This window comes from Streptomyces sp. NPDC002536 (genome assembly GCF_053594995.1).
This window is the reverse complement of the sequence record NZ_JBSFWU010000050.1, coordinates 1-24,612: the sequence shown is the minus strand read 5'-3', so window position 1 is coordinate 24,612 and position 24,612 is coordinate 1. Positions and strand designations below refer to the sequence as shown.

Here is a 24,612-nt window from a genome sequence, read left to right as displayed (position 1 = left end):
ACCGTGGAGAACCACCATGCCTGACGCACCGAGCACCGCCACCGCCGAGGACACCCTCCGCGCCCTGTTCGCGGAGGTCCTCGGGGTCCCGGAGGCCGGCCCCGACGACAGCTTCACCGGGCTGGGCGGGGACAGCATCCTGGCCATCCAGCTGGTCAGCCGAGCCCGGCTGGCCGGGCTCGTCCTCAGCACCCGCGACGTGCTGCGCAAGGACACCGTCCGCGCCCTGGCCGCCGCGGCCCGCGAGCCCGAGCGCACCGCCCCGGCGGATCCGCCGCAGCGCACCGGCCGGATCACCCCCACCCCGATCATGCACTGGCTGCGCGAACTGGGCGGCCCCGTGGACACGTACCACCAGTCCCTGGTGGTCCGCACCCCCGCCGGGCTGCAGCAGGAGGCCCTGGAGACGATCCTGCAGGCCCTGCTCGACACCCACGACGCCCTGCGGCTGCGGCTGCCCTCGGGCACCGCGTCCGCGGTGTGGGAGCCGGTGATCGAGCCGCCGGGGGCCGTCGCCGCGGCCGGCCTGCTCGTCCGTGCCGACGCACGGGACGTGGACGATGCCGCCCTGCCGGAGATGATGAAGCGTCATATAGCCGTAGCGCGAGGTCTGTTGGCCCCGCAGGACGGCGTCATGCTCCGGGCGGTGTGGCTGGACCGGGGGCCCGGCCGGCAGGGCCGGCTCGCCCTGCTCGTCCACCACCTCGTCGTCGACGGCGTCTCCTGGCGCATCCTCCAGGACGACCTCGTCACCTGCTGGGAGGCGCTGTCCCGGGGCGAGCAGCCCCGGTTGGAGCCCGCCCGCACCCCCTTCGCGCACTGGTCGGCCGTCCTCGCCACCGAGGCCGGCCGCGGCCGGCGGATGGCGGAGGCCGATGCCTGGCACGACACGCTGCGCAGCGACCCCGCCCCGCTCGGCGGGATCTGCGCCCTGGACCGGCTGGCCCCGGAGCGCGCGGAGTGCACCTTCACCGTCACCCTGCCCTCCGAGGTCACCGTCCCCCTGCTGACCGGCGCCCCGTCCCTCGTCAACGGCACGGTCAACGACGTCCTGCTGACCGGCCTGGCCCTGGCCGTCCTCGCCTGGCGGCGCGGGCAGGGCGGCGGCGCGGACGACGGAGGAGCGGTGCTGGTCGACCTGGAGGGCCACGGCCGCGAGGAGCTGATCGAGGGTCTGGACCTCTCCCGCACGGTCGGCTGGTTCACCTCCGTGTACCCCGTCCGCTTCGAGCTCGGTGCGGTGGACACCGACGACGCGCGCTCCGGCGGCGCGGCCGTCGGAGCCGCCCTGCGGCAGGTCAAGGAGGCCCTGCGGGCCGTCCCCGACAAGGGCATCGGCCACGGACTCCTGCGCCACCTCAACTCCCTGACCGGCCCCGGCCTCGCCGCCCGCGGCATCCCCGGGATCGGCTTCAACTACCTGGGCCGCTTCCCGATGGGCGACGAGGCCGACTGGGCGGCGGCCCCCGGGCACGACTTCGCTCTCGACTCCGCCGACGAGGGCCTGCCCATGGCGCACGCCGTCGAGGTCAACTCCGCGGCCCACGAGGGCCCCGGCGGGCTCGTCCTGACCGCCACCTGGACCTGGGCGGACAACGCCTACCGGGCCGGGCAGGTCCGGGCCCTGGCCGACGAATGGTTCGCCATGCTGACGGCCGTCGCCGCCCACGCACAACGGCCCGGTGCCGGCGGCCTGACCCCGTCCGACGTGTCCCTCTCCGGGATCAGCCAGGCCGATCTCGACGACTTCGCATCCCAGCTGGGGGAGTTGCTGTGACCCTCGTACCACCGACCGACCTCGTCCCCCTCTCCCACGCCCAGCAGCGGCTGTGGCTCCTCGCCCGCACCGGCGACGGCGCGCTCTACAACATCCCCCTCGGCCTCCGGCTGCAGGGCCGCCTGGACCGCGACGCGCTGCACGCCGCGCTCACGGATGTGACGGCACGTCATGAATCGCTGCGGACCGTCTTCCCCGAGCACGACGGACACCCCGGTCAGCTCGTCCTCGACGCCGGCAGTGTCACCCCCGCATGGACGGTGACGCACTGCCCCGCGGAGGAGCGGGAGCCGCACATCCGCAGCGCCGCCGAGTACTCCTTCGACCTGGCGGCCGAACCGCCGCTGCGCGCCGACCTCCTGGCCCACGGTGAGGAGGACCACTACCTGCTGCTGGTGCTGCACCACATCGCCGGCGACGGACACTCCATGGAACTGCTCGTGCGGGACCTCGCGGCCGCGTACACGGCACGGCTGGCGGGCGGCAGCCCCGACTGGCCCGAACTGCCCGTCCAGTACCCGGACTTCGCCCTCTGGCAGCGTGACCTGCTCGGCGACCCGGCCGATCCCGGCAGCCTCCACGCGCAGCAGCTCGGCCACTGGGCCGGGCAACTCGCCGGGCTGCCCGAAGAGCTGGACCTGCCGTTCGACCGGCCCCGCCCGGCGGCCGCGAGCCACCGCGGCGCCGTGGTCTCCGCCCGCCTCGGCGCGGACGCGCACCGGGCCCTGGCCGCGCTCGCCGGCACGCACCGGGCCACGCCGTTCATGGCGGTCCAGGCCGCCTTCGCGGCCCTGCTCACCCGGCTCGGCGCCGGGACCGACCTGCCGCTGGGCTGCCCCGTCGACGGCCGCGACGACGAGGCTCTGCAGGACCTCGTCGGCTTTTTCGTCCACACCCTCGTCGTCCGCGCCGACACCTCCGGCGACCCGTCCTTCGGCACCCTGCTGGAACGGGTGCGGGACACCGTCCTGGAGGCCCGGACCCACGCGGACGTCCCCTTCGAGGCCCTGGTCGAGCAGGTCAACCCGGCCCGGTCCCCGGCCCGGCACCCCCTGTTCCAGGTGGCCGTCGCCCAGCAGACCGGCGGCGGCACCGGGCCGCACTTCCCCGGCCTGACCGCCGCGACGGAGCCGGTGCGCACCGGGACCGCCAAGTTCGACCTCACCCTGGAGGTCGACGAGCACGACGGCCCCGGCGGGATCGGCCTCACCCTCGAATACGCCACCGACCTGTTCGACGCGGCCGGCGCGCAGCGCCTGCTCGACCGGCTGGTGCGGCTGACCGCCGCGGCGACCGCGGATCCCGGCACCCCGCTGAGCCGGCTCGACGTCCTCGACCCCGCCGAGCGCCACGCCGTCCTCACCGGCTGGCAGGGCCGCCCAGCCGCGGATGCGGAGCGCACCGTCCACGGCGTGTTCGCCGAGCAGGTCCGCACCGGACCGGACCGTCCCGCCGTCGTCTGCGGGCCGCGGCAGGCCACCTACGGCGAACTCGACGCCCACGCCGAGCGGATCGCCCGCCGGCTGACCGCCGTGGGCGTGCGCCCCGGCGACGCCGTGGCCGTCCTGATGGAGCGCTCGGTCGAACTCGTCGCGGCCTGCCTCGGCATCCTCAAGGCCGGTGCCGCCTACGTCCCCCTGGACGCCCGGGCGCCGCAGGCCCGTACCGCGGGCATCGTCGCCGACACCGGGGCCGCGGTCCTGCTCGCCGACGACGGCTCCGCCGCCGTGCCCGGCATCCGGCACACCCTGCGCATCGCGGGGGACGAGGAGGAGCCGCTGCCGCCGCTCGTCCGTACCGCGGCCGTCACCGGTCACCCCGACGCCCTCGCCTACGTGATGTACACCTCCGGGTCGACGGGCACGCCCAAGGGCGTCGCGGTCCCCCACCGCGAGGTGGTCGCGCTCGCCCTGGACCACCGCTGGCGCGGCGGGGCGCACGAGCGCGTGCTGTTCCGCTCGCCGCACGCCTTCGACGCCTCCACCTACGAGCTGTGGGTGCCGCTGCTGACCGGCGGCCTGGTCGTGGTGGCCCCGCCCGGCGAGCTGGACGTCGACGCACTGGGCCGGCTCATGGCCGAACAGCGCGTCACCGGCACCTTCCTGACGGCTGCCCTGTTCAACGTGCTCGCCGACCGCTGTCTTCCTCAACTCGCCACGCTGCGCGAGGTGATGACCGGCGGCGAGGCGGCCTCGCCGCCCGTGGTGCGCCGGGTCCTGGAGGCCTGCCCGGACACCGTGGTGACCAACGCGTACGGTCCCACCGAGACCACCACGTTCGCCGCGACCCTCGCCCTGCGCGCGGGACAGGAGGTGCCCGCCGGCCAGGTGCCCATCGGCCACCCCCTGGACGGCACCCGGCTGTACGTCCTCGACGAGCATCTCGCGCCCGTCCCGCCCGGCGTCCCGGGCGAGCTCTACATTGCCGGATCGGGCCTGGCCCGGGGCTACTTCGGCCGTCCCGGACAGACCGCCGAGCGCTTCGTCGCCTGCCCGTTCGGGCCCGCGGGGGAGCGGATGTACCGCACGGGCGACCGCGCCCGGTGGAACACCCGCGGCCAGGTGGAGTACCTCGGGCGTGCCGACCGGCAGGTCAAGATCCGCGGTTTCCGCATCGAGCCCGGCGAGATCGAGGCGGCGCTCGCCGCCCACCCCGCGGTCGGCCAGGCGGCCGTCACCGTCGTGGCCGGCCCCTCCGGCCCCGCCCTCGCCGGCTACGTCGTCCCCGCCGACGGCGCTCCCGCCCCCGAACCGGCCGACCTGCGCGGCCACTTGAGTGCAACGCTGCCGGACTACATGGTCCCCGCCGACCTCGTCACGCTCGACCGCTTCCCCGTCACGCCCAACGGCAAGCTCGACCTCGCCGCGCTCCCCGCCCCCGGGCAGGGCCCGGCCGGCGGCACGTACGCCGCGCCGCGCAGCGACAGCGAGCGGGCCCTGTGCGAGGTGTGGCAGCGCGTGCTCGGCCGCGAACGCATCGGCGTCCAGGACGACTTCTTCGACCTGGGCGGGCACTCCCTGCTGGCCACCCGGCTGCTGTCCGAGATCCGGTCCGCCCTCGGCGCCGCACCGACCGTCCGCCAGTTCTTCGCCGGTCCCACCGTCGCCGCCCTGGCCGCCCTGCTCGATGCCGGAAGCGCCCCCGCCGCCGACGAGGAACCGCCCGTCGTCCGCCGCGCCCGCCGCCGCCCCGCCCACTGACCCGCCGCACCCCGAGGAACCCACCCGCATGAGCCAGCCGACCCCGCAGTCCCGCATCGAGGACGTCCTGCCCCTGTCCCCCCTGCAGGACGGCCTCCTCTTCCACGCCCAGTACGACGAGAACGACACCGACATCTACGTCGCCCAGCTGCTGTTCCACCTCTCCGGCCCGCTCGACCCCGAACGGCTGCGCAGCGCGGCCGACGCGGTCCTGGAACGGCACGCCGTCCTGCGCGCCGGCTTCCTGCGCCGCTCGAACGGCGACCACGCCCAGGTCGTCCAGCGCGGCGTTCAAATACCCTGGACCGAAACGGACTTGACCGACCGGGACGAGGCCGCCCAGCGGGCCGCCCTCGACGCGCTGCTCCACGAGGACCGGCGGCGCCGCTTCGACCTCACCCGTGCCCCGCTGCTGCGCTTCACCCTGCTGCGCACCGGACCGCAGGAGCACCGGCTGCTCCTGACGTACCATCACATCCTCATGGACGGCTGGTCCTGGCCCGTCCTCGTCCGCGAGATGCTGGCCGTCCACCACGCGGAGCCCGGCCGGGACCCGCTGCCCGCCGTCACGCCCTACCGCTCCTTCCTGACCTGGCTCGGCGAGCGCGACCGCGAGGCGGCCCGCGAGGCCTGGGCGGGGGCGCTGGCCGGCCTGAGCGGCGGCACGCGCACCGCCCCGACGGCCCCGGGCCCCGGCGGGGTGCTGCCCGACCGGGTCGAGACCGCCCTCACCGAGGAGGCCACGGCACGCCTCACCGCCCTGGCCCGCAGCCGGCGCCTCACCCCGAGCATCGTGCTCCAGGGCCTGTGGGCGGTGCTGCTCGGCCAGCGCGTCCGCAGCGACGACGTCGTCTTCGGCGCCGTCGTCAGCGGCCGCGCCCCCGAACTGCCCGGTGTCGCCGACATCGTGGGGCTGCTCATCAACACCGTGCCGGTCCGGGTGCGCATCGACCGCGCCGAGCCCCTGACGGAACTCCTCGGACGCCTCCAGGAGGAACAGGCGCAGCTGATCGACCATCACCACCTCGGCCTCACCGAGATCCAGCAACTGGCCGGTGCAGGTGAGCTGTTCGACTCCTGCGTGGCGTTCCAGAACTTCCCCGTCGACCCGGCCGGCCTGGCCGCCCTCTCCGACGGCGAGCTCACGGTCACGGCCGTGGAACCGTACGACGCCGCGCACTACCCGCTGAGCCTGACCGCCATCCCCGGGCCCCGGCTGTGCCTGCAGATCGACTACCGTCCCGACGTCTTCGACCGGGACGATGCCGACGCCCTGCTGGCCCGGCTGGTCCGCGTCCTCGACGTGCTGACCGCCGACCCGCAGCTGACCGTCGGCGACCTGGACACCCTCTCCGCCGCCGAGCGGCACCGGGTCCTGACCGAGTGGAACGACACCGCACGGGAGGAGGACTACGCGGAGGCCGTCGAGCGCGTACGCGCCTGCGCCGCGCGCACCCCCGACGCCCCGGCCGTCACCGCCGAGGGCCAGGAGATCCCCTACGGGGAACTGATCGCACGCGTCGACGCCCTCAGCAACCGGCTGCTGGACGCGGGCGTGCGCGCGGGCTCCCTGGTCGCCGTGCTCTCCGAGCCCACCGTCCGGGTCCCCGTCGCCCTGCTCGGCATCCTCGGCGCGGGCGCCGCCTACGTGCCGCTCGACCCCGAAGGCCCCGTCGGCCGCACCGCCGGGCTGCTCGCCGACGGCGGGATCGGATGGCTGCTGGCCGCCCCGGACCGGCGGGCCCGCGCGGAGGAGATCGCCGCCGCCGCGGGCGGCGCGGTCCGGGTGCTGACCCTGGACGACGCCGCCGGTGCCGCGGAACGGCCGCCGGCGGCCGGGGGCCGCGACGCCCTCGCCTACGTCTGCTTCACCTCCGGCTCCACCGGAAAGCCCAAGGGCGCCATGGTGCACCGCCGCGGCATGAACAACCACCTCCTCGCCAAGGTCGAGGACCTGGAACTGACCGCCGCCGACAGCGTGGTGATGAACGCGCCCCTGACCTTCGACATCTCCGTCTGGCAGATGCTCGCCCCGCTGATCACCGGCGGCCGGGTGCACATGGTCTCCCGCGACACCGCACGCGACAGCCAGGCCCTCTTCGGCGAGGCGGCCCGCGAGGGCATCACGGTCCTGGAGACCGTCCCCTCCTTCGTCCGCGCCGCGGTGGACCTGTGGGACACCGGAGCCCCCGTCCCCGCGCTGCCCGCACTGCGCCGCTTCATCGTCAACGGCGAGGTCCTGCCGCCCGAACTCTGCGAACGCTGGTACGCGCGCCACCCCGCCGCCGCGATCGTCAACGCCTACGGCCTCACCGAGTGCTCCGACGACAACACCCACGCCTTCATCCCGCACGACGTGGCCGGACAACTCGACCAGGGGCGGCTGCCGGTGGGCCGGCCGCTGCGCAACAACCGCCTCTACATCCTCGACCAGGGGCTCGCGCCCGTCCCGCCCGGCGTCCCCGGCGAACTGTTCATCGCGGGCACCGGCGTGGGACCCGGCTACCTCAACGACCCGCGCCGCACGGCCGAGCGCTACGTCCCGGACCCCTTCTCCGGCGAGCCCGGCGCCCGGATGTACCGCACCGGGGACCTGGCCCGGTTCCGCGCCGACGGCCAGCTCGACTTCCTCGGACGGCAGGACCACCAGGTCAAGATCCGGGGCAACCGCATCGAACTCGGCGAGGTCGAGACCGCCCTGCGCGCCGCCCCCGGCGTCACCGAGGCCGTCGTCGCCGTCGACCGGGACGGCGCCGGACAGCAGCGCCTCATCGCCTACTTCACCGGCGCCGCGGCCCCCGGCGAGGTCCGTTCCGCGCTGGCGGCGGCCCTGCCCGGCTACATGGTCCCCTCGATGTTCCTGCACCTGCCGGCCTTCCCGCTCACCACCAACGGCAAGCTCGACCGCAAGGCCCTGCCCGCCCCCGCGACGGTCGCGCAGAGCACGGGCCGGGCCCCGGCCACGGATCGCGAGCGGGCCGTGTGCGAGGTCTTCGCGGAGGTCCTCGGCCTGCCCGCCGCGGGCCTCGACGACGACTTCTTCGCCCACGGCGGCCACTCGCTGCTCGCCTCCCGCCTCGTCGGCCGCATCCGCACCGTCCTCGGCTCCGACATCGGCATCCGGGACCTGTTCGCCACGCCCACCCCGGCCGGCATCGCCGCCCGCCTCGACGCGGCCGCCCCCGCCCCCGCACGCCCGGCCCTGCGCCCCCGCGCCCGGCGGGCCGCCGGAGCCTGACGGGCCCGCACCCCGCGCCGAACCGACTGGAGAGACCCGACCCTCATGACCTGGACGCACACCCCCGTCCCGCTGCGCATCGCGCAGCAGGCGGCCCGTACCCCCGACGCCGTCGCCGTGAGCAGCCCCACCGGCGACCTGACGTACCGTCAACTCGACCGCAGGGCCCGGGCACTGGCCCGGGACCTGCGCAGTGCCGGGGCGGGCCCCGAGCAGCCCGTGCTCCTCGGCGTGCGGCGCGGGGCCGACTGGGCCGTCGGGCTGCTGGGCATCTGGTACGCGGGCGCCGCCCTGCTGCCCGTCGACCTCGCCGCCCCCGACGAGCGGCTGCGCACGATCGTCGCCGCGTCCGGCACCCGGCACGCCGTCGTGCCCACGCACGAGGACGCCACCGCGCTGCGACGGCGCTGCGACGCCGAACTGTTCTGGGCCGCGACGCGCGAGGCGGCTCCCGGGGACGGCCCCGTGGCCGAGGTCCTGCCCGGCTCCCTCGCCTACGTGCTGTTCACCTCCGGCTCGACCGGCGTGCCCAAGCCCGTGGCCGTCGCCCACGCCAGCCTGGAGCACCAGGCGATGGCCCTCGCCGGGCGCTACGGCCTGACCGGCGAGGACCGCGTCCTGCAGTTCGCCGCACCCGCCTTCGACGTGTCGCTCGAGGAGGCCGTGCCCACCTGGTGCACCGGCGGCACCGCCGTGTTCGTCGCCGACAACGTCCTCTCGCCCGCCGAACTGGAGCCGGTGCTCGACGGCCGCGGCGTCACCGTCGTCAACCTGCCCACCCCGTACTGGGCCCAGTGGGCCCGGGACGTCGACCGCCGCCCCCGGCCGCTGCCCGCCGCACTGCGCCTGGCCGTCATCGGCAGCGACGCCGGCCGCATGGCCGACCTCGTCCGCTGGTCCGCCGCGGGCGGCCCGCCGGTCGTCAGCTCGTACGGCCTGACCGAATCCACCATCACGGCCACCTGCTACGAGCCCGCCCCCGCGGAGCTCGCCGGGCGGGACGGCGACGAGGTGATCCCGATCGGCGTGCCGCTGCCGGACGTGCACGCCCACGTCCTGGACGCCGCCCTGCACGAGACGCCCGCGGGCACCCCGGGGGAGCTGTACCTGGGCGGCCCCTGCCTCGCCCGCGGCTACCACGGCCGCCCGGGCCTCACCGCCGAACGGTTCGTCGCCGACCCCTTCTCCGGCGAGCCGGGCGCCCGGATGTACCGCACCGGGGACCGCGTCGTGCGCGGCCCGGACGGCACGCTGGCCTTCCTCGGCCGCTCCGACGACCAGGTCAAGATCCGCGGGCACCGCGTCGAGCTCAAGGAGGCCGAGGCGGCCGTGGCCGCCCATCCCGCCGTGCGGGACGTGGTGGTGCGGGCCGTGCACGACCTCGGCGAGCCCCGCCTCGCCGCCTACGTCGCCCTCGACCCGGCAACTCCCGTACAGCCGGAGGAGATCCGCGACTTCGTCGTCGGCCGGGCACCCGGCTACCTCGTACCCTCCCACGTCCTGGTCCTGGACGCCCTGCCGCGCACCCCGGGCGGCAAACTCGACCCCCGCGCCCTGCCGGCCGCCGAAACCCACCGCTAAGGAAAGACCCAGGTGTCCGTCCCCACTGCCTCCGCCGCCCCCGAGACCGCCGCGCTGCAGCGCCAACGCCGCTGCGACTTCCGGCTGTTCATGTCCACCCACATCTGCAACGAACTCGGCGGCAGCATCACCTACGTCGCGCTCCCGCTGATGGCGGTGCTCACCCTGCACGCCTCTGCGCTCCAGGTCGGCCTGCTGTCCGCCGCGGAACAGGCCGCCTTCCTCGTCCTCGGGCTGCCCGCGGGCGCCTGGGTCGACCGGATGCGCCGCCGCAACGTCATGATCGCGGCCGACCTGCTGCGGGTCGTCCTCCTCACCGCCGTGCCGGTCGCCTATCTGCTGGACCTGCACTCCATGGCCCTGCTGTACACCACGGCGCTGCTGCTGGGCTGCGCCCGGCTGTTCGGCGACGTCGCCGACCAGAGCTATCTGCCCACGCTGGTCGGCACGGACTCCCTCATCAGCGGCAACTCCAAGCTGGAGACCGTCCGTTCGGCCGCCGAGTTCGGCGGCCCCGGCATCGCGGGCTTCCTCGTCCAGGCCTTCGGCGCGGCGGGGACGATCGCGAGCCAGGCCGTCACCTCGCTGGCGTCGGTGGTCTTCCTCGGCAGCATCCGGGCCCGCGAGGAACGGCCCGCCCCCGCCGCGCGCGGCGACCTGCTGAAGGACATCCGCGAGGGCCTGTCCTTCGTCCTCGGCCACCGCATCCTGCGCCTCATCGCCCTCAACACCGCGGCCGTCAACCTCTTCCTGAGCGCGATCTTCGCGATCAACGTCCTCTTCCTGACCCGTACGGTCGGCCTGCCGCCCGCCGCGGTCGGCTGGGTCATCACCATGTCCACGCTCGGCGCCATGGCCGGTGCAGTCCTCACCGAGCGGCTCTCCCGGGCCGTGGGAGCCGCCCGGCTCACCTGGCTGTCGCTGCTGGTGACGGCCCCCTTCGGGCTGCTGCTCCCGCTGGCGGAGAAGGACTGGCGCATCGGGCTGTTCGTCCTGGGCTCGATCGTGCAGTCGGCGGGCATCACCGTCTACAACATCTGCCAGGTGACGTACCGTCAAACGGTCTGCCCGCCTGCCCTGTTGGGCCGGATGACCGCCACGATGCGGTTCCTGGTGTGGGGCGTTCTCCCGCTGAGCGGGATCATGGCCGGTGCGCTCGGGCAGTTCGCCGGCGTCCGGCAGACGATGTGGATCTGCGCGGCCGCCCTGGCACTGGCCCCGCTGGTCCTGCTCTGCTCGCCCCTGCGCCGGATGCGGGACTTCGACCCGGCGGCCTGAAGCGCGCCCCGGACCCCTGGGACGGTGGTCGGCTGCGGGCCGGTGGGGGCTGGTCGCGCAGTTCCCCGCGCCCCTTACGGGGCGCCGGACCCGCCCAGGACGTCCGTGAGCACCGCGGCGGCGCTGATCTCGCAGTCCCTGGTGGCGGTGAGCAGCGTCAGCGTCCGCTTCCCGGCCAGCTCCCGCAGGTGCCGCAGGGCCTCGGTGTGCTCCGCGTCGCGCAGTTCGGCCCGGTAGCGGCGGCCGAACTCCGCGAATTTCTCCGGGTCGTGGCCGTACCACTGGCGCAGCGCGGTGGACGGCGCCACGGCCTTGCACCACTCGTCCAGGGCGGCCTTCTCCTTGCTCAGCCCGCGCGGCCAGATGCGGTCGACGAGCACCCGGGTGCCGTCGCCGCGCTCGGGATCCTCGTAGACCCGGCGTGCCCGCACCTGCTGCCCGTGTGCCACCGTCGCCTCCTCGGGCTGCTGGGGTGTCCGGTTCCGTCCTATCCTGTGCCGGGAAGGCCGTGTCCGCATCCGGTGCCGGCCGGTCCGGGAGGAGGAGAAGCCGATGCGTCAGATCGCCACGGTGGTCGACATAGCCGCGACCCCGGCCCGGGTCTGGGAGGTGCTGACCGACCTGCCGCACTACTCCGACTGGAACCCCTTCATCCGGGAGGCGTCCGGCGAGGTCGCCCCCGGGGCGCGGCTGCGGCTGCGGATGTTCCCCGCCCGCGGCCGTCCGGTGACCTTCCGGCCGCGGATACGCACCGCCGTCCCGCAGCAGGAGCTGTCCTGGATGGGGCGGCTCGGGCTGCCCGGCCTCTTCGACGGGCTGCACCGGTTCGTCCTCACCGACCTGGACGGCGGGGGCACCCGGGTGGTCCAGGACGAGAAGTTCACCGGGGTGCTGGTCCCCGCCCTCGCCAAGGCCGTCGCCCGGACGACCGAGGACTTCGACGCCCTCAACCGGGCGCTCCGGAAGCGGTGCGAAGCGGTACGGGTCTGACACCCTCGCGATGCGCCCCGGCACCGTCCGCGGTAGAAGTGGAGCGCAGGCCGCCGATCACCCGAGGGAGCCCCTCCATGCCGACTGACGAACTGACGCGTTTCCTCGCGGCGCTGAGCCCCGCGAACCGGCAGAAGGTCGAGCAGCAGCCCGCGGAGCAGCAGGCGAAGCTGGCCGCCGCCTGGGAGGCCGAGCTCCGTGAGGACCGGGACCTGGACACGCTCAGTGAGCTGTCACCGCACGCCGCCGAGGACGAGGCGGCCGAGCGGATCGTCCGGGAACTGCTCTGACGCCGCCGTACGCACCGCGTTCACACGTGGTCGACGAGCCCCTTGACGCCTTTCGAGAGCGCGCAGTGCGCTCCGCAGTAGAAATGCCCGCCCGCTTCCACGCCATGTCCGACGATCTTGACCCCACAGTGCTCGCAGATGGGGGCCATCTTGTGAATGGCACACTCGAACGAGTCGAACACATGTCGTGCACCCTGGGCCTCCACCGTGAAGGCCATCGCGTATTCGTTGCCGCACACTTCGCACTGAGCCATGCCCGCATGGTCCGGTGCGGTGCCGGGCGTGGCAATGCCGCTGCGGGCGGGTCGCCGCCGGCCACCCGTCCGGCCGCCCGCCGCCTGCACGAACGGAGGGCCGCTGCGGCCCCGGTGGCACATTCAGGTCAAGTCGTACGCATGTTCCCGAATGGTGTCCCGCCCTGCACCAGCGCCGCGTGCCAGTTGTCCGTCCTGTCCCCTGGCCGGTCCTGATCGGGCGGTGCTGTCAGACCGTTCGTGTCTTCCTACGCTCCACCGCCATGACCACCACACGGCTCAGACGTTTCGGCCTGTCCGCAGTCCTCGCCACCGCCCTCGGCGCCGGCCTGGCCCAGCCCGCCTCGGCGGCCCCGGCCCCGGCCATGGCCATCGCCGCCGACAAGGCGTCGGCGACGCCGGGTTCGACGGTCACCATCACCATGACCTTCACCAACGACCAGACCACGAACACCCAGTTCGTGTACCAGTCGATCCAGCCGACGTGGAACACCTCGCAGGACCCGGGGCTGAAGTACACCTTCAAGTCCTGCTCCGGCGATGCGGTCCAGTGCGACGTCAGCAACCAGAGCGGTGTGGTGCGCTACAACGTGCCCGTCGTGCCCGGGGCCAGCCGCACGGTCAAGCTGACCTACCAGATCGCCGCCGACTCGGCCTGCGGCCCGAGCAGGCGGATCGAGCTCTACTCCTACCTGTACTACGAGTACCAGGGCGGACAGGCCAAGAAGGACGGGATCTACCCGGTGGCCACGGACATCACGTGCGCCACGACGCCGGGCGCGACGGCCGCGCACCACTAGCGCCGTCACGGCGCCCCGTAGGAGGCGCGGGGCTGTTGACATTTGCGGCTCCGCCGCGTGGGCGCGACCGGCCCCCACCGGCCTGCAGTCGACGCACCACCTCGGGTCCGGGGCGGAGCCCCGGGAGCTTCGGCTGCGGGCGCGTCGTGGCTGGTCGCGCAGTTCCCCGCGCCCCTACGGGGCGCACCCTAAGGCCGGAACACCCACGGAGTGGTCACGCTCAGCGCCGCGAACCCCAGCCGCTCGAGGATCGGACGGCTCTGGTCGGACGCGTCCACCTGCAGGTAGCGCACGCCGCGCTCGCCCGCGATGCGCGCGCGGTGGGCGATCAGCGCCCGGTAGATGCCCCGCCCCTGCCACTCCGGCACCGTCCCCCCGCCCCACAGCCCGGCGAAGTCCGTTCCCGGGCAGAACTCCATGCGGGCCGAGCTCACCGGCCGGTCGCCGGCCAGGGCGAGGACCGCGACGATCCGGTCCGGATCCCGCTCCAGCAGCTCCAGGATCGCCTCCCTGAGGCGGTTGCCCGGCGTGCCGAAGGCCTGTTCGTGGACCTCCGTCATGAGGTCCACGCCCGCCGCGTCGGTCACCGGCTGCAGCCGGACGCCCTCCGGCGGCCCGGCGTCGAGCGACAGGGCGGAGACCGGCGCGACCATCAGGGTCTCCGCGGGCTCGGGCACGAAGCCGGCCGCCCGCAGCCGGCCGGCGAGGTCCGCGGGCCGGTCGTGGGAGTACAGCTTCCACTCGAACTCGCGGCCCAGGGCGGTGAAGTGCGCCACCTGGGCCCTGACCACCCCGTCCGCCGTCGCCTCGTCGAGGCCGGACCACAGGATGCCGTGCCAGCCGTGCTCGGCCGCGCACACCTGCCGCACCACCCCGTCCGCCTGCTCGATCCGGGCCCCCGGGCCGTCGGGGCGGGCGTTCCGGCGCATCTGGCGGTCGAACAGCGCCAGCAACTCGTCTCGATCCATTCGCACACTGCAGCACCGGGACGGCCGGCAGGCAACCGATTTCCGTGGTCAGAGGGCGCGCAGGGCGGGCAGCAACTCCTCGGCGGCCCAGCGCAGATAGCCGGTCTGGTGGTCGCCGCCGATCTGCACCAGGGCGACCTCGGTGAACCCCGCCTCGACGAACGGCCGTACGGCCGCCACGAAATCCTCGACCCGGGACCCGCAGGGGATCGTCCCGGCGACGTCGTCCTCGGTGACGAACCGGGACGCGGCGGCGAAGGAGAGCTCGTGCGGCAGCTCGGACAGGACCCGCCAGCCGAGACCGGCCCAGCGGAACTGCGCGTGGGCCCGCTCGACGGCCGCGTCGCGGTCCGGGTCGTAGCAGACGGCGAGCTGCCCGATGCGGGGCTTGCCCGCCCCGCCGAACCGGTCGAAGGACTCCACCAGCTCCTTGTCGGGCTCGGTGGCGATGAGCAGGTCGGCCAGCCCGCCCGCGATCCGGCAGGAGCGTTCGCCCGAGGCCGCGATGCCGATCGGCGGGGGAGGGGAGGGCAGGTCCCACAGTCTCGCGTGCTCGACGTCGAAGTGGGCGCCGTGGTGGTTGACCGTCCCGCCCGCGAACAGGGCCCGGATGATCTGCACCGCCTCCTGCAGCCGCTCCTGGCGCACGTCGATCGCGGGCCAGCCCCAGCCGACGACGTGCTCGTTGAGGTTCTCGCCGGACCCGAGCCCCAGCCGGAACCGGCCCTCGGACAGCAGCTGGACCGTGGCGGCCTGCTGGGCGACCACGGCCGGGTGGTAGCGGGTGGTCGGGCACGTGACGAACGACATCAGCGGAATGCGGGACGTGGCCTGCGCCGCGGCGCCCAGGACGGCCCAGGCGTTGGGCGAGTGGCCCTGGGCGGCCAGCCACGGGAAGTAGTGGTCGGAGACGACCGAGAAGTCGAAGCCCGCCTGCTCGGCGCCCACCACGTGCTCGACCAGCTCCCGGGGACCCGCTTGCTCGGACATCATCGTGTAGCCGATTTGCACCATGAAGTCCCAGTTCCCGAAGTGGCAGGGGAGTAACCGGAATCCCCAACCCTACGTGTTCGTAGGGTTGCGCAAAGTGTCGATCCGGCGCGTGATTCCCGTCATGGCGCCCCGCGCGACGGCCGGCGCAGACTGAACCAGGCCACAAGCGGTTCTAGTCGGACAAATTTCTTCACTCCAGGAACCGCAGACGCATGTGGATCATCTGTACGGATGGTGGGGGGAGCACAACCCGTCTGTTCCGGTGACAGGGCAGGGCCCGCCACGGATTTCTTGCAGCTATGGAGGTCGCACACGTGCGCATCGGATCGGGCCGTCGCCCCGTCCTGCTGGTACCCGCCCTTCTGGGTTCCCTGGCGCTGACCGCATGTTCGGGCGGTGCCAAGGCGGATGCCGGCCCCGAGGCCAAGGTCACCGTCACCCCGTCCGCCGACGGCAAGGCGGCCGCGCTCGGCTCGCCCATCTCCGTCAAGGCCGACGGCGGCAGGCTCACTGCCGTGGACGTCAAGGACGACAAGGGGCAGAACGTCGCCGGGCAGCTGGCGGACGACGGGTCCTCGTGGACCTCGCAGGGGAAGGTCAGGCCGCAGGCCACCTACACCGTGCACACCACGGCGAAGTCGGCCAAGGGCCGGGAGTCCTCGACGACCTCGAAGTTCACCACGCAGCAGGCCGAGAAGGTCAACAAGCTCACCAACACCCCGGCCGACGGGGAGACCGTCGGCACCGGCATGCCCGTCTCGATCCTCTTCGACCACAAGGTCGACAAGGACAAGCGCGCCGAGATCGAGAAGGCCCTGAAGGTCGGCACCTCGGTGCCGGTGGAGGGCGCCTGGGGCTGGGTCACCGACTACTCCGGCAACGACCGCATCGACTGGCGGCCCAAGAGCCCCTGGCCCGCCGGGACCAAGGTGACCGTCAAGGGCTCGCTGGCCGGCATCGACTCGGGGGAGGGCGGCTGGTTCGCCCGCGACTACAACTACGGCTTCTCGATAGGCAAGGACCGCAAGGCGGTCATCGACGTCCCCAGCCACAGCCTGACCATGTACGAGGACGGCAAGGAGGTCGGCACCATCAAGGGCTCGGCGGGCTCCCCCGAGGCGCCCACCCGCGGCGGCATCCACACCGTGCGCAGCAAGGCCGCGGACGAGGTCATGAATTCGGAGACCATCGGCTACGGCAACCAGTGGTCGCTGCCCTCGAAGTGGGTGACCCACATGACCGCCTCCGGCACCTTCCTGCACTCCGCGCCCTGGAACCATTCCATCGGCGTGGAGAACAACAGCCACGGCTGCTTCGGCATGACCACCGAAGACGCCAAGACCGTCTACGACTTCCTGCCGATCGGCTCCACCGTCGAGGTCAAGAACACGACGAACACGGAGAAGACCGACGTCGGCAACGGCCTCGAGGTCTGGCAGGAGTCCTGGGACCAGTGGCAGAAGCGCAGCGCGCTGAAGTAACCCCCTTGCGGGGCAGCCCGGTGTGACCGGCGCCCATGGCCGGCGGACATGCCGTCCGTCGGCCCAATGGGACGACCCGCCGGACCCGCCCCGCACGCTGGGGCCATGGTGCGGGAACCCCTGCGGCGACGAAGCCTCTTGACGGCCGGTGCCGCCGCCGTGGTGTCGGCCGCGGCACCCGGCCCGGTCCGGGCCGCGGCCCCCGACACCGTCGAGGTGCAGCTGCTCAACATCACCGATCTGCACGGCTGTCTGCAGGCGGCTCCCGGCTCCGACGCCCTCATCGCCGGGGCCGGGGGAGCGCAGTACACCGTGGGCGGGGCCGTTTACCTGGCTGCGCACCTGGAGCGGCTGCGCAGGGGGCGCCGCAACTCGGTCCTCTTCGCCACCGGAGACCTCTTCTCCGGCTGGGAGTTCGATGCGACGGCCTTCGCCGACGAACCGACGATCGAGGTGCTCAACCGGCTCGGCCTGCGCTTCTCCACCGCCGGGAACCACGAGTTCGACCGCTCCCCGGCTTTTCTGACCCGGCACATGGAACGCGGCGAGGCCTACCCCGAGGCGGGCCGGGACGACTCCTTCACCGACTCCACCGGACGGCCCTTCCGCGGCGCGGACTTCCGCTACTACAGCGCCAACGTGGTGTGGTCCGCGACCGGACGCACCGTCCTGCCGCCCTACAACGTCGAGTGGGTCGACGCCGGGAACGGGCGCCGGCTCCCCGTCGGCTTCATCCACCTCACCGTCCCCGGCACCGAGGCCTTCCCCTGCTCCTACCAGCCCGCCCTCACCACCCTGGACCTGCTCGACACCGCCGACCGCTGCGCCGCCGAGCTCACCTCCCGCGGCGTCCACGCACTGGTCCTCAGCGTGCACGACGGGGCCTACGCCGGGCCCGACTTCACCACCGGTGCATCCCCCTCCGGACCCGCCTACGAGCTCGCGCGGCAGGTCTCGCCCGTCGTCGACGCCGTCGTCACCGGCCACTGGCACCACCGCTTCACCATGAGCGTCCCCGACCCGGACGGCGTCCCCCGGCCCTTCGTCGAAGCGGGCTGCCATGGTCAGGTCGTCAACGAGATCGTCCTCCGGCTCGACCCCGGCACCGGACGGGTCGTCAGGGAACTGACCACCTCCGTCAACCACCCCAATACGCGCGACATCGCCCCCGACCCCGGCATGCAGCGGATCACCGCATACTGGGCCGGGCAGGCCGCCGCCCGGGCCCGCACGCCGGTCGGCCGGCAGACCGGCTCTTTCACCCGCCGGCGCACCGCGGACGGGGAGAGCACCCTGGGCAACCTGGCCGCGGACTGGGCCCGTTGGGCCGGCAGCCGCCCCCTCGGCCCGTTCGACGACGGCAACGTCCACCCCGCCCGCCCCGCGGACCTCGGCATCGTCGCCACCGCCCCGCGCACCGGCCCCTGCATCCTCGCCGGCGACCTGGTCCACGACGGCGCGTCCGGCACCGTGGTGTTCGCCGCCGCATGGAACGCCGTGGGCTACGGCGACCCGGTCCTCACCGTCACCGTCACCGGCCGGCAGATCCACCGGGCCCTGGAGGACCAGTGGTACCTCGCCGACGGGCACCTGCACTTCGCCCCGCTGGCCGTGTCGCGCAACGTGCAGTACACCTACGACGCCGCAGGCCCGGCCGGAGACCGCATCGCCCCCGGGGACGTCCTCCTCGACGGCCGGCCCCTGGACCCGTCGCGCTCCTACCGGCTGGCCGCACCGGCCTACACCCTGCTGGGACTCGACGGCACCACGGCGTTCGCCGGATTCCGCACACCGGTCCGCCACGCACGCGACCACGAGAGCTTCATCGATTTCGTCCGCGCGCACACACCACTGACCCCGGCCCCTCCGGGCCGGGTCCGTGCACACCGCCGGTGACGGCCGTTCAGGACCGCTGCGCGACGGGCCGTGAGGGCTTCGGGGCCGGCACCCGGACCACGGCGTCGGGCCAGAAGCCCGCCACCGCGTACGCCCCGACGAAGGCGCCGAGCCGTTCCTCGTCCACCCCCTGCTCCGGCGCCAGCACCAGCCGCCACCGGCCGAGCTGCAACGCGCACCGCTGCGCGTAGTCCGCCCCGTGCGGCAGGTCGAGGGCACCGGGCGGGATCACCCCCGTGGTGGCCCGCTGCTGCGACATCGCCGTCAGCCAGCGGCGCGGGTCGCGGGCCACCGTGCCCGAGGGCAGGGCCCAGGTGCTCATGCCGGTGAAGAGGGGCAGCAGCACCTGTGTCGTCAGGCCGGTGCCGTCGTGGGCGGGCAGCCAGCCGACCATGCGGTCCCGCGTTCCCAGCCGGGCCTCCGCCGTGAACGCGGAGAGCCCCGCCATGGCCACGCCGTGCGTGACGGGCACGGCCCGCGGCGGGCCGAAGGACCGTGGGGCGTACTGGACATAGGCGAGGTCGGAGGCCTCCGCCGGCACCGGTTCGACCGGGCGGCCCGTCGGCGGCCCGATGGCCACCACCGCCCCGCTGCGGCTCCCGGGGCGCGAGGCGAACAGCGGCAGCCACCCCGGCACGGTGCACACCAGCGCCGGCCGGCAGTCCGCCTCGGCCGCCGCGTACACCGCCGCCCGGGCCGCCCCCCGGGGCGCGGGCACGGGCACCGCCACCACCCCCGCGTACAGGCAGCCGAAGAACGCCGCTGCGAACTCGGGGCCGTTGGGGAACGCCAGCAGCACCCGGTCGCCCCGCTGCACCCTGGTCCGCAGGAGCGCCGCCACCTGCCGGGCCCGGCGGTCCAGCGCCGCGAGGCCGAGCTCTTCCGTCCGGCCGCCCACGGCGTCCGGGAGGTAGGTGCAGAACACCGCGTCGGGCCGCGCCGCCGCGCTGCGGGACAGCATGTCGGTCAGGGTGCCTGCCGCGGTGCGCGGGGACATCGTCATCGTCATGACACCGACCATGCGTGATGGTCATCAACGGATGATCGCCATCCGATTAACGGGGACGGGCCTTTTGTTGCGGCCCGGCGCCCCGCTCACTCGCAGCGCTCGACCACGACCACCGCCACGTCGTCCTCCAGTGCCCCGCCGGCGTGGGCGAGCAGGTCGTCGTGAATGTACTGCACGAGCTGCTGCGGCTGGGTGCCGCCCCAGGCGGCCACGCGCTCCGCGAGGGGGTAGAAGGCGCCGCGCGCGTCGCGGGTCTCGACCACCCCGTCCGTGTAGAGCACCAGGAGGTCGTCGACGGCGAAGGGGAACGCCTCGGCCTCGTAGGCCGACGCGGGCAGGCCGCCGCCCAGGCCCAGCGGCAGGGCGGGGTCACTGACCGTCAGCTCCGTCACCCGCCCCCGGTGCACCAGCAGCGGCGGCGGATGCCCGCAGTTGATGAGGCGGATCAGCGGTTCCTCGTCGGGGACGTCCAGCACGGCGGCGGTGATGAAGCTCTCGCCCGCCGTCTCCGGGTCCGCGGGCTCCACCGTGTCCCAGTAGATCGTGTTCTCCAGGTGGGCCACCAGGGTCGGCAGCGTGGGGTTGCGGTGGGCCGCGGCGCGGAACGCACCCAGCAGCAACGCCGCGTCGCCGACCGCCGTCAGCCCCTTGCCCCGCACATCGCCGATCATGATGCGGCTGCCGTAGGGGGTGCGCACCGTGGCGTAGAGGTCGCCCCCGATGCGCGCCTCCGCCTCGGCCGCCACGTACACCGAGGCGATCCGCAGCGGGCCGATCCGCGCGGGCAGCGGCCGTAGCAGAACCCTCTGCGCCACCTCGGCCACGCCCCGGACCTGGACCAGCTCCTGCTCGTGCCGGTTGTACGCGTAGCGGAAGAACACCACGAAGACCGAGACCACGATGAGCGCCAGGATCTGCGCCTCGTGGTTGGAGGTGAACAGGCCGCCGTGGAACACCCCGATGAAGATCTGGGCGCCCACGGCCAGCGCGCCGATGACCCCGGTGAGCACCGGCCCGCCGAAGGCCGCCGTGAGCGCGGGGGCCGCCACCAGCAGCGGGCCGAGATGAATGTTTGGGGATGTCAGTAAGTCGACCACCGTGACGAGCGCGATCAGCCCGAGGGGTACCGCGACCAGTCCGGGGACACGGGGCCGGTGCCGTCGGAAGGCCGGCGGAGCATGTCGAGGGTGCACGGTTCCTGCTTACATGCCTCCGGGCCCGGCGTCCGCGATGCCGCGGCCCGCGCCGCCCCGGCTTGCCCCGGACGGGCCCCGGAGCCCGGCACCGGCCGACGGCCGGTACGGTGACCGGCGGCAGGACGAGCGGAACGACCGAATGGGGTGGACACGGTGACGGAATCCGACGCGCAGCAGGACGTACGGACCCTCAGCAGGCGGGCGGACGGCGGCAGTCCGCGGCGGCACGCAGTCGTCATCGGCGGCGGGCTGGCCGGTCTCCTCGCCGCACACGTGCTCGCCGAGCACGCGGACCGGGTCACGCTCGTGGAGCGCGACCGTTTTCCCGAGGAGCCGGCGTCGCGGGCCGGTGTGCCGCAGGATCGACAGGTCCACGTCATGCTGGAGAGTGGCCAGAACGCTCTGGAGGCGCTCCTGCCGGGCATCAACGGCGAGTTGCACGAGCTTGGCGCCCCGCGCCTCGGCATGCCCGACGACATCGTCCAGTGGCAGGCCGGCCGCTGGTACAGGCGCACCCCGGCGAGCATTCACATCCTCACCGGCTCGCGGCCGTTGACCGACTGGGCCGTACGGCGCCGCGTCCTGGCCGGCCCGCGCATCGAGGTCGTCGAGGGCGCCGAGGTGACGGGTCTGGCCGGGGACGCCCGCCGGGTGCGCGGCGTCCGCCTGCGCAAGCGCGGAGCAGCGGCTCCCGGGCAGGAGCCCCGGGTTCTGGAGGCCGACCTCGTGGTGGACGCCTCGGGCCGCTCCTCCCGTGCCCCCGCATGGCTGGCGGCGCTCGGCGCCGAACCGCCCCACGAGGAACTCCTCGACAGCGGCCTCGCCTATGCCAGTGCCATCTATCGTGCGCCCCGGGACGGCGGCTCGCCCTTCCGCGGTGTCTACGTCATCGCCAATGCCACCCAGCCCATCGGAGCCGTCCTGCTGCCGATCGAGGGCGACCGCTGGTTCGTCACCCTCTCCGGGATGCGCGGCAGCGAACCGCCCACGGACGAGGCCGGGTTCACGGACTTTGCCGCCCGCCTGCCGCACCCCGTGCTGCACGAGTGGCTGCTCAAGGCGGAACCCGTCTCGCCCGTGTACGGCTTTCGCAAGACCGCCAATCTGCGCCGCCGTTACGACCGGCCGGGCCGGCGCCCGGCGGGGTTCCTGGCGACGGGTGAGGCGCTGTGCGCCTTCAACCCCGTGTACGGGCAGGGCATGTCGGTGGCCGCGCTGAGCGCTCTCGCCCTGCGGGAGGCGCTGTCCGACCCGCGCCGGGTGCCGACGACGCACCGCGTGCAGCGGGCCCTGTTCGCCGCGGCCCGGCCGGCCTGGGACATCTCGGCGGGTGCGGACAAGAAGATGCCCGGTGCGACCGGCAACGCCGTCGGATCCCGGGCGGTCGACCGCCCGGTCGACTGGTACCTGCACCGCGTGGAGCAGCGGGCCACCGGAAATCCGGTCGTGGGAGCGGCCTTCCGTCGCGTGCTGTCCCTGAGTGCCCCGCCGGCCTCCCTGTTCGCCCCGTCCGTCGCCCGGGCCGTCCTCTTCGGTCCCACGCCGTGGACGCCGCCGGAGCCCCCGGCCGAGCCGGAGGCGGACGCTACGGCGCGCTGACGAACTCCTCCGCCCCGTACCGCACCCGCGCCTTCTTCCAGTCGACGCCGAGCTTGGTCGTGAACGTCCGGGCGAGGGCGAGGTCCTTGAGCGGGGCGACGAGGATCAGCCGTCCGCCGAGGGTGACGGAGCCGCCGCCGAGTTCGTCGCGGACGGCCGGGTCCGCCACCAGGGCGTCGTGCAGGCGCCGGGAGTCGACGCCCGGCGCCTCGATGTCGACCGCGTTCGTGCCCGCCGCCGTGCGCGGCAGGTACCGGAACGTCAGCACCGACTCCTGGTGGTACTGCTTGGCCAGCACCCCGGCAATGTGGTGCAGCCCGGTGGCGGAGACGTGGTCGACGTCGAACTCGCGCGAGCGTTCGTACGTCGTCTGCTTCAGGTCCGAGGACCAGAACACCCCGTCCAGCAGCCGGGAGGCGCCGGCGCGGGCGCCCTGGGCGCGGATGGTGCCGCGCACCTCCCGGTCGAAACGGCCGAGCCGCGTCTTCAGCCGCGGGTCGGCCGGGTCGGTGATGACGGCCGTGTTGCTGGTGGCGAAGATCTCCGCCTGCGGGGCGGCGGAGCGGGGCGCCGCCTGGGCGGTGCCCGTGCCCGCCGCCCCCGTTGCCAGGACGCAGACCGTCACCAGGGTGCCGAACCGTCGCTTCATACCCGTTTCCCCTCGCCTGTTGCTCCGTCACGCCGCACCGGCGGGCGCGGCGGGATCACGCTAGGGGCTGCGGGGCGGGGTGCGCGCCGGTTCGCGGGGGAGTGGCCGGATCCGTCTCCGCCGGACGGGTGAGCCCCCGAGCGGTCAGCGGACGATGAGGGCGTTGGCCACCTGCCGGGGACCGGTGCTGTCCGAAGGCCGGTTGACGAGCCTGCCGTTGACCACCATGGCCGTGGACCCGCCGCCGTCGAGGTTGACGGCGTCCACGGCGCCCAGGGACTTGAGGACGGCCGCGCTCTCGTTGAACGAGACCCCCTCGCTCCAGCCGGGCCGGCGGCCGTCGACGGTGACGAAGAGCAGTGAGCCGTCGGCGGTGATCCCGGCGAGGGTGCGGGGGTGCCGGTGGGTGGCGAAGTAGTCGAAGAAGGCAGGATCCTCGGGGTAGTTGAAGCCCTCGGCGTCCGCGGGCACGACGATGCGGCCGTTGCGCAGAAGCTGCGGGCCGCCGGAGACGACGTCCGCGCCGCGGCCGGCGGTGGCGGGCAGCGACTTGTGGTCCTGGTTGACGATGTCCGTGGTGACGGTCAGCCTGCTGCCCTTGCGGGCGTGGTCGCGCAGCCACTGCGCGCCGCTGCCGATGCCGGCGAGCACGGTGTCGCCGCGCGGGACCGTCCCCTCCCGGTGGTCGCGCACCTCGAGCACCTTGCCGTCGCGCCCGAGCACCACTGCGGTGCCGTCGCCCTTGTGGATCGGGCCGTCGAAGAAGCCGGTGTACTGGATGATGTCGTTGGTGTCGGTGCACAGCCAGTCGTGCCGGGGCCGGGCGGTGGGCACCTCGTCCGCGGGGCCGCCGCAGGAGCGGATCACGCCCGGGGCGCGGTTGAGCCCGTCGAGGGTGCGCTGCGCCCCGTCGCCGGCCCGCAGCCGCATCGTCGTGCTGAGCTGCTGCACCGACGGCTTCCGGTGCTGGTCGGAGGGCAGGACGAGGGCGCTGCGCCCGCGGACGGCCTCGCTGATCAGCTCGCCGTGCAGCACCGACAGGCCGGCCACGTCGCCGAAGGTGCCGTCCTCCTCGTCGGAGCCGTAGCTGCCGTTGATGCCCGCGACGGCGTGGGTGCGCTGCACCATCTCGGCGAGGGTCTCGCCGCCCGGCACGTGGTCCAGGGACTGCCGCGCCTGGACGCGCTTGCGCTGGTCCGCCGGGACCCGCAGGACGTCGACCACCCAGGGGCCGGAGTGCGCGCGGTCGTCCTCGCCGGTGAAGTAGGTGCGGGTGGGCTTGAAGCCCGCCGCCCGCAGGTCCTTCACCAGCCGGGCGCCTGCGGGTCGACTCACAGCCCTCCGTCAAGGGCGCCTGGTACTGGGTGGACAACCGCACCCTGCACTACCGCCCGCAGGAGTACTGGCCCGCTC

General features: G+C 74.0%; 19 protein-coding genes and 1 pseudogene. 12 read left to right on the top strand and 8 right to left on the bottom strand.

Going from position 1 to position 24,612, the window contains the following annotated elements:
• Window positions 1–16: 16 nt before the first annotated feature.
• From ACWD4B_RS19420 to ACWD4B_RS19400, 5 genes are read left to right on the top strand one after another with little or no spacing between them, the layout of a single operon-like run.
• The gene (locus ACWD4B_RS19420) at window positions 17–1,777 is read left to right on the top strand and encodes a condensation domain-containing protein (protein WP_451421884.1); all 1,761 of its coding nucleotides are present in this window, start codon (window positions 17–19) and stop codon (window positions 1,775–1,777) included.
• A complete protein-coding gene (locus ACWD4B_RS19415; RefSeq protein WP_451421883.1) occupies window positions 1,774–4,977 on the top strand; it encodes a non-ribosomal peptide synthetase in 3,204 nt (1,067 codons plus the stop codon). The genes ACWD4B_RS19420 and ACWD4B_RS19415 overlap by 4 nt, the downstream gene beginning before the upstream one ends.
• 28 nt (window positions 4,978–5,005) lie before the next feature.
• Window positions 5,006–8,215: an amino acid adenylation domain-containing protein gene (locus ACWD4B_RS19410; protein ID WP_451421882.1), complete on the top strand. Its 3,210-nt coding sequence runs from the start codon at window positions 5,006–5,008 to the stop codon at window positions 8,213–8,215.
• A 45-nt stretch (window positions 8,216–8,260) separates the two neighbouring features.
• On the top strand, window positions 8,261–9,796 hold the full coding sequence (locus ACWD4B_RS19405; protein WP_451421881.1) for an amino acid adenylation domain-containing protein: 1,536 nt from the start codon (window positions 8,261–8,263) through the stop codon (window positions 9,794–9,796).
• Between the two features lie 12 nt (window positions 9,797–9,808).
• A complete protein-coding gene (locus tag ACWD4B_RS19400; protein WP_451421880.1) occupies window positions 9,809–11,074 on the top strand; it encodes an MFS transporter in 1,266 nt (421 codons plus the stop codon).
• A 74-nt stretch (window positions 11,075–11,148) separates the two neighbouring features.
• On the opposite strand, the gene ACWD4B_RS19395 is transcribed toward ACWD4B_RS19400, so the two are convergent.
• Window positions 11,149–11,523 carry a DUF488 domain-containing protein gene (locus tag ACWD4B_RS19395; RefSeq protein ID WP_451421879.1) on the bottom strand — a complete coding sequence of 125 codons (375 nt, stop codon included), beginning with the start codon at window positions 11,521–11,523 and terminating at the stop codon, window positions 11,149–11,151.
• 103 nt (window positions 11,524–11,626) lie between these two features.
• Between ACWD4B_RS19395 and ACWD4B_RS19390 the strand changes: the two genes are divergently transcribed.
• Window positions 11,627–12,064: an SRPBCC family protein gene (locus tag ACWD4B_RS19390; RefSeq protein WP_451421878.1), complete on the top strand. Its 438-nt coding sequence runs from the start codon at window positions 11,627–11,629 to the stop codon at window positions 12,062–12,064.
• A 77-nt stretch (window positions 12,065–12,141) separates the two neighbouring features.
• Complete coding sequence (locus ACWD4B_RS19385; RefSeq protein ID WP_451421877.1) at window positions 12,142–12,354, top strand: hypothetical protein; 213 nt, start codon at window positions 12,142–12,144, stop codon at window positions 12,352–12,354.
• A gap of 20 nt (window positions 12,355–12,374) precedes the next feature.
• Here the strand turns inward: ACWD4B_RS19385 and ACWD4B_RS19380 are convergent, their stop codons facing one another.
• On the bottom strand, window positions 12,375–12,608 hold the full coding sequence (locus ACWD4B_RS19380; protein WP_451421876.1) for a hypothetical protein: 234 nt from the start codon (window positions 12,606–12,608) through the stop codon (window positions 12,375–12,377).
• A 263-nt stretch (window positions 12,609–12,871) separates the two neighbouring features.
• Between ACWD4B_RS19380 and ACWD4B_RS19375 the strand changes: the two genes are divergently transcribed.
• Window positions 12,872–13,408 carry a hypothetical protein gene (locus ACWD4B_RS19375; RefSeq protein ID WP_451421875.1) on the top strand — a complete coding sequence of 179 codons (537 nt, stop codon included), beginning with the start codon at window positions 12,872–12,874 and terminating at the stop codon, window positions 13,406–13,408.
• A gap of 188 nt (window positions 13,409–13,596) precedes the next feature.
• Here the strand turns inward: ACWD4B_RS19375 and ACWD4B_RS19370 are convergent, their stop codons facing one another.
• Complete coding sequence (locus tag ACWD4B_RS19370; protein ID WP_451421874.1) at window positions 13,597–14,376, bottom strand: GNAT family N-acetyltransferase; 780 nt, start codon at window positions 14,374–14,376, stop codon at window positions 13,597–13,599.
• Window positions 14,377–14,424: 48 nt separating this feature from the next.
• Window positions 14,425–15,390 (bottom strand): LLM class F420-dependent oxidoreductase, encoded by a 966-nt coding sequence (locus ACWD4B_RS19365; RefSeq protein ID WP_336412137.1) that lies wholly within the window; start codon window positions 15,388–15,390, stop codon window positions 14,425–14,427.
• A 293-nt stretch (window positions 15,391–15,683) separates the two neighbouring features.
• Here ACWD4B_RS19365 and ACWD4B_RS19360 point away from each other — a divergent pair, with 293 nt between their 5' ends.
• The gene (locus ACWD4B_RS19360; protein ID WP_451421873.1) at window positions 15,684–16,850 is read left to right on the top strand and encodes an Ig-like domain-containing protein; all 1,167 of its coding nucleotides are present in this window, start codon (window positions 15,684–15,686) and stop codon (window positions 16,848–16,850) included.
• Between the two features lie 105 nt (window positions 16,851–16,955).
• Complete coding sequence (locus ACWD4B_RS19355; RefSeq protein WP_451421872.1) at window positions 16,956–18,746, top strand: bifunctional metallophosphatase/5'-nucleotidase; 1,791 nt, start codon at window positions 16,956–16,958, stop codon at window positions 18,744–18,746.
• 7 nt (window positions 18,747–18,753) lie between these two features.
• On the opposite strand, the gene ACWD4B_RS19350 is transcribed toward ACWD4B_RS19355, so the two are convergent.
• Both ACWD4B_RS19350 and ACWD4B_RS19345 read right to left on the bottom strand, forming a co-directional pair.
• Window positions 18,754–19,755: an AMP-binding protein gene (locus tag ACWD4B_RS19350; RefSeq protein WP_451421871.1), complete on the bottom strand. Its 1,002-nt coding sequence runs from the start codon at window positions 19,753–19,755 to the stop codon at window positions 18,754–18,756.
• Window positions 19,756–19,841: 86 nt separating this feature from the next.
• Entirely contained in the window at window positions 19,842–20,948 is a 1,107-nt protein-coding gene (locus ACWD4B_RS19345) for a PP2C family protein-serine/threonine phosphatase (protein WP_451421870.1), read from the bottom strand.
• Window positions 20,949–21,104: 156 nt separating this feature from the next.
• Between ACWD4B_RS19345 and ACWD4B_RS19340 the strand changes: the two genes are divergently transcribed.
• A complete protein-coding gene (locus tag ACWD4B_RS19340) occupies window positions 21,105–22,550 on the top strand; it encodes an NAD(P)/FAD-dependent oxidoreductase (protein WP_451421869.1) in 1,446 nt (481 codons plus the stop codon).
• On the opposite strand, the gene ACWD4B_RS19335 is transcribed toward ACWD4B_RS19340, so the two are convergent.
• Both ACWD4B_RS19335 and ACWD4B_RS19330 read right to left on the bottom strand, forming a co-directional pair.
• A complete protein-coding gene (locus ACWD4B_RS19335; protein ID WP_451421868.1) occupies window positions 22,537–23,199 on the bottom strand; it encodes a hypothetical protein in 663 nt (220 codons plus the stop codon). The two genes, ACWD4B_RS19340 and ACWD4B_RS19335, sit on opposite strands and share 14 nt — an antisense overlap.
• Before the next feature lie 144 nt (window positions 23,200–23,343).
• On the bottom strand, window positions 23,344–24,129 hold the full coding sequence (locus ACWD4B_RS19330; RefSeq protein WP_451421909.1) for a phosphodiester glycosidase family protein: 786 nt from the start codon (window positions 24,127–24,129) through the stop codon (window positions 23,344–23,346).
• Window positions 24,130–24,518: 389 nt separating this feature from the next.
• Between ACWD4B_RS19330 and ACWD4B_RS19325 the strand changes: the two are divergent.
• A pseudogene (locus ACWD4B_RS19325) lies at window positions 24,519–24,612 on the top strand (Ig-like domain-containing protein); the annotation flags it as partial.

What these genes read in the sequence shown, in the direction of transcription:
- ACWD4B_RS19420 (WP_451421884.1), top strand. Translation starts at nt 17, where the DNA reads ATGCCTGACGCACCGAGCACCGCCACCGCCGAGGACACCCTCCGCGCC.
- ACWD4B_RS19410 (WP_451421882.1), top strand. Translation starts at nt 5,006, where the DNA reads ATGAGCCAGCCGACCCCGCAGTCCCGCATCGAGGACGTCCTGCCCCTG.
- ACWD4B_RS19405 (WP_451421881.1), top strand. Translation starts at nt 8,261, where the DNA reads ATGACCTGGACGCACACCCCCGTCCCGCTGCGCATCGCGCAGCAGGCG.
- ACWD4B_RS19390 (WP_451421878.1), top strand. Translation starts at nt 11,627, where the DNA reads ATGCGTCAGATCGCCACGGTGGTCGACATAGCCGCGACCCCGGCCCGG.
- ACWD4B_RS19385 (WP_451421877.1), top strand. Translation starts at nt 12,142, where the DNA reads ATGCCGACTGACGAACTGACGCGTTTCCTCGCGGCGCTGAGCCCCGCG.
- ACWD4B_RS19380 (WP_451421876.1), bottom strand. Translation starts at nt 12,608, where the DNA reads ATGGCTCAGTGCGAAGTGTGCGGCAACGAATACGCGATGGCCTTCACG.
- ACWD4B_RS19375 (WP_451421875.1), top strand. Translation starts at nt 12,872, where the DNA reads ATGACCACCACACGGCTCAGACGTTTCGGCCTGTCCGCAGTCCTCGCC.
- ACWD4B_RS19370 (WP_451421874.1), bottom strand. Translation starts at nt 14,376, where the DNA reads ATGGATCGAGACGAGTTGCTGGCGCTGTTCGACCGCCAGATGCGCCGG.
- ACWD4B_RS19365 (WP_336412137.1), bottom strand. Translation starts at nt 15,390, where the DNA reads ATGGTGCAAATCGGCTACACGATGATGTCCGAGCAAGCGGGTCCCCGG.
- ACWD4B_RS19355 (WP_451421872.1), top strand. Translation starts at nt 16,956, where the DNA reads ATGGTGCGGGAACCCCTGCGGCGACGAAGCCTCTTGACGGCCGGTGCC.
- ACWD4B_RS19350 (WP_451421871.1), bottom strand. Translation starts at nt 19,755, where the DNA reads ATGACGATGACGATGTCCCCGCGCACCGCGGCAGGCACCCTGACCGAC.
- ACWD4B_RS19335 (WP_451421868.1), bottom strand. Translation starts at nt 23,199, where the DNA reads ATGAAGCGACGGTTCGGCACCCTGGTGACGGTCTGCGTCCTGGCAACG.
- ACWD4B_RS19330 (WP_451421909.1), bottom strand. Translation starts at nt 24,129, where the DNA reads ATGCGGCTGCGGGCCGGCGACGGGGCGCAGCGCACCCTCGACGGGCTC.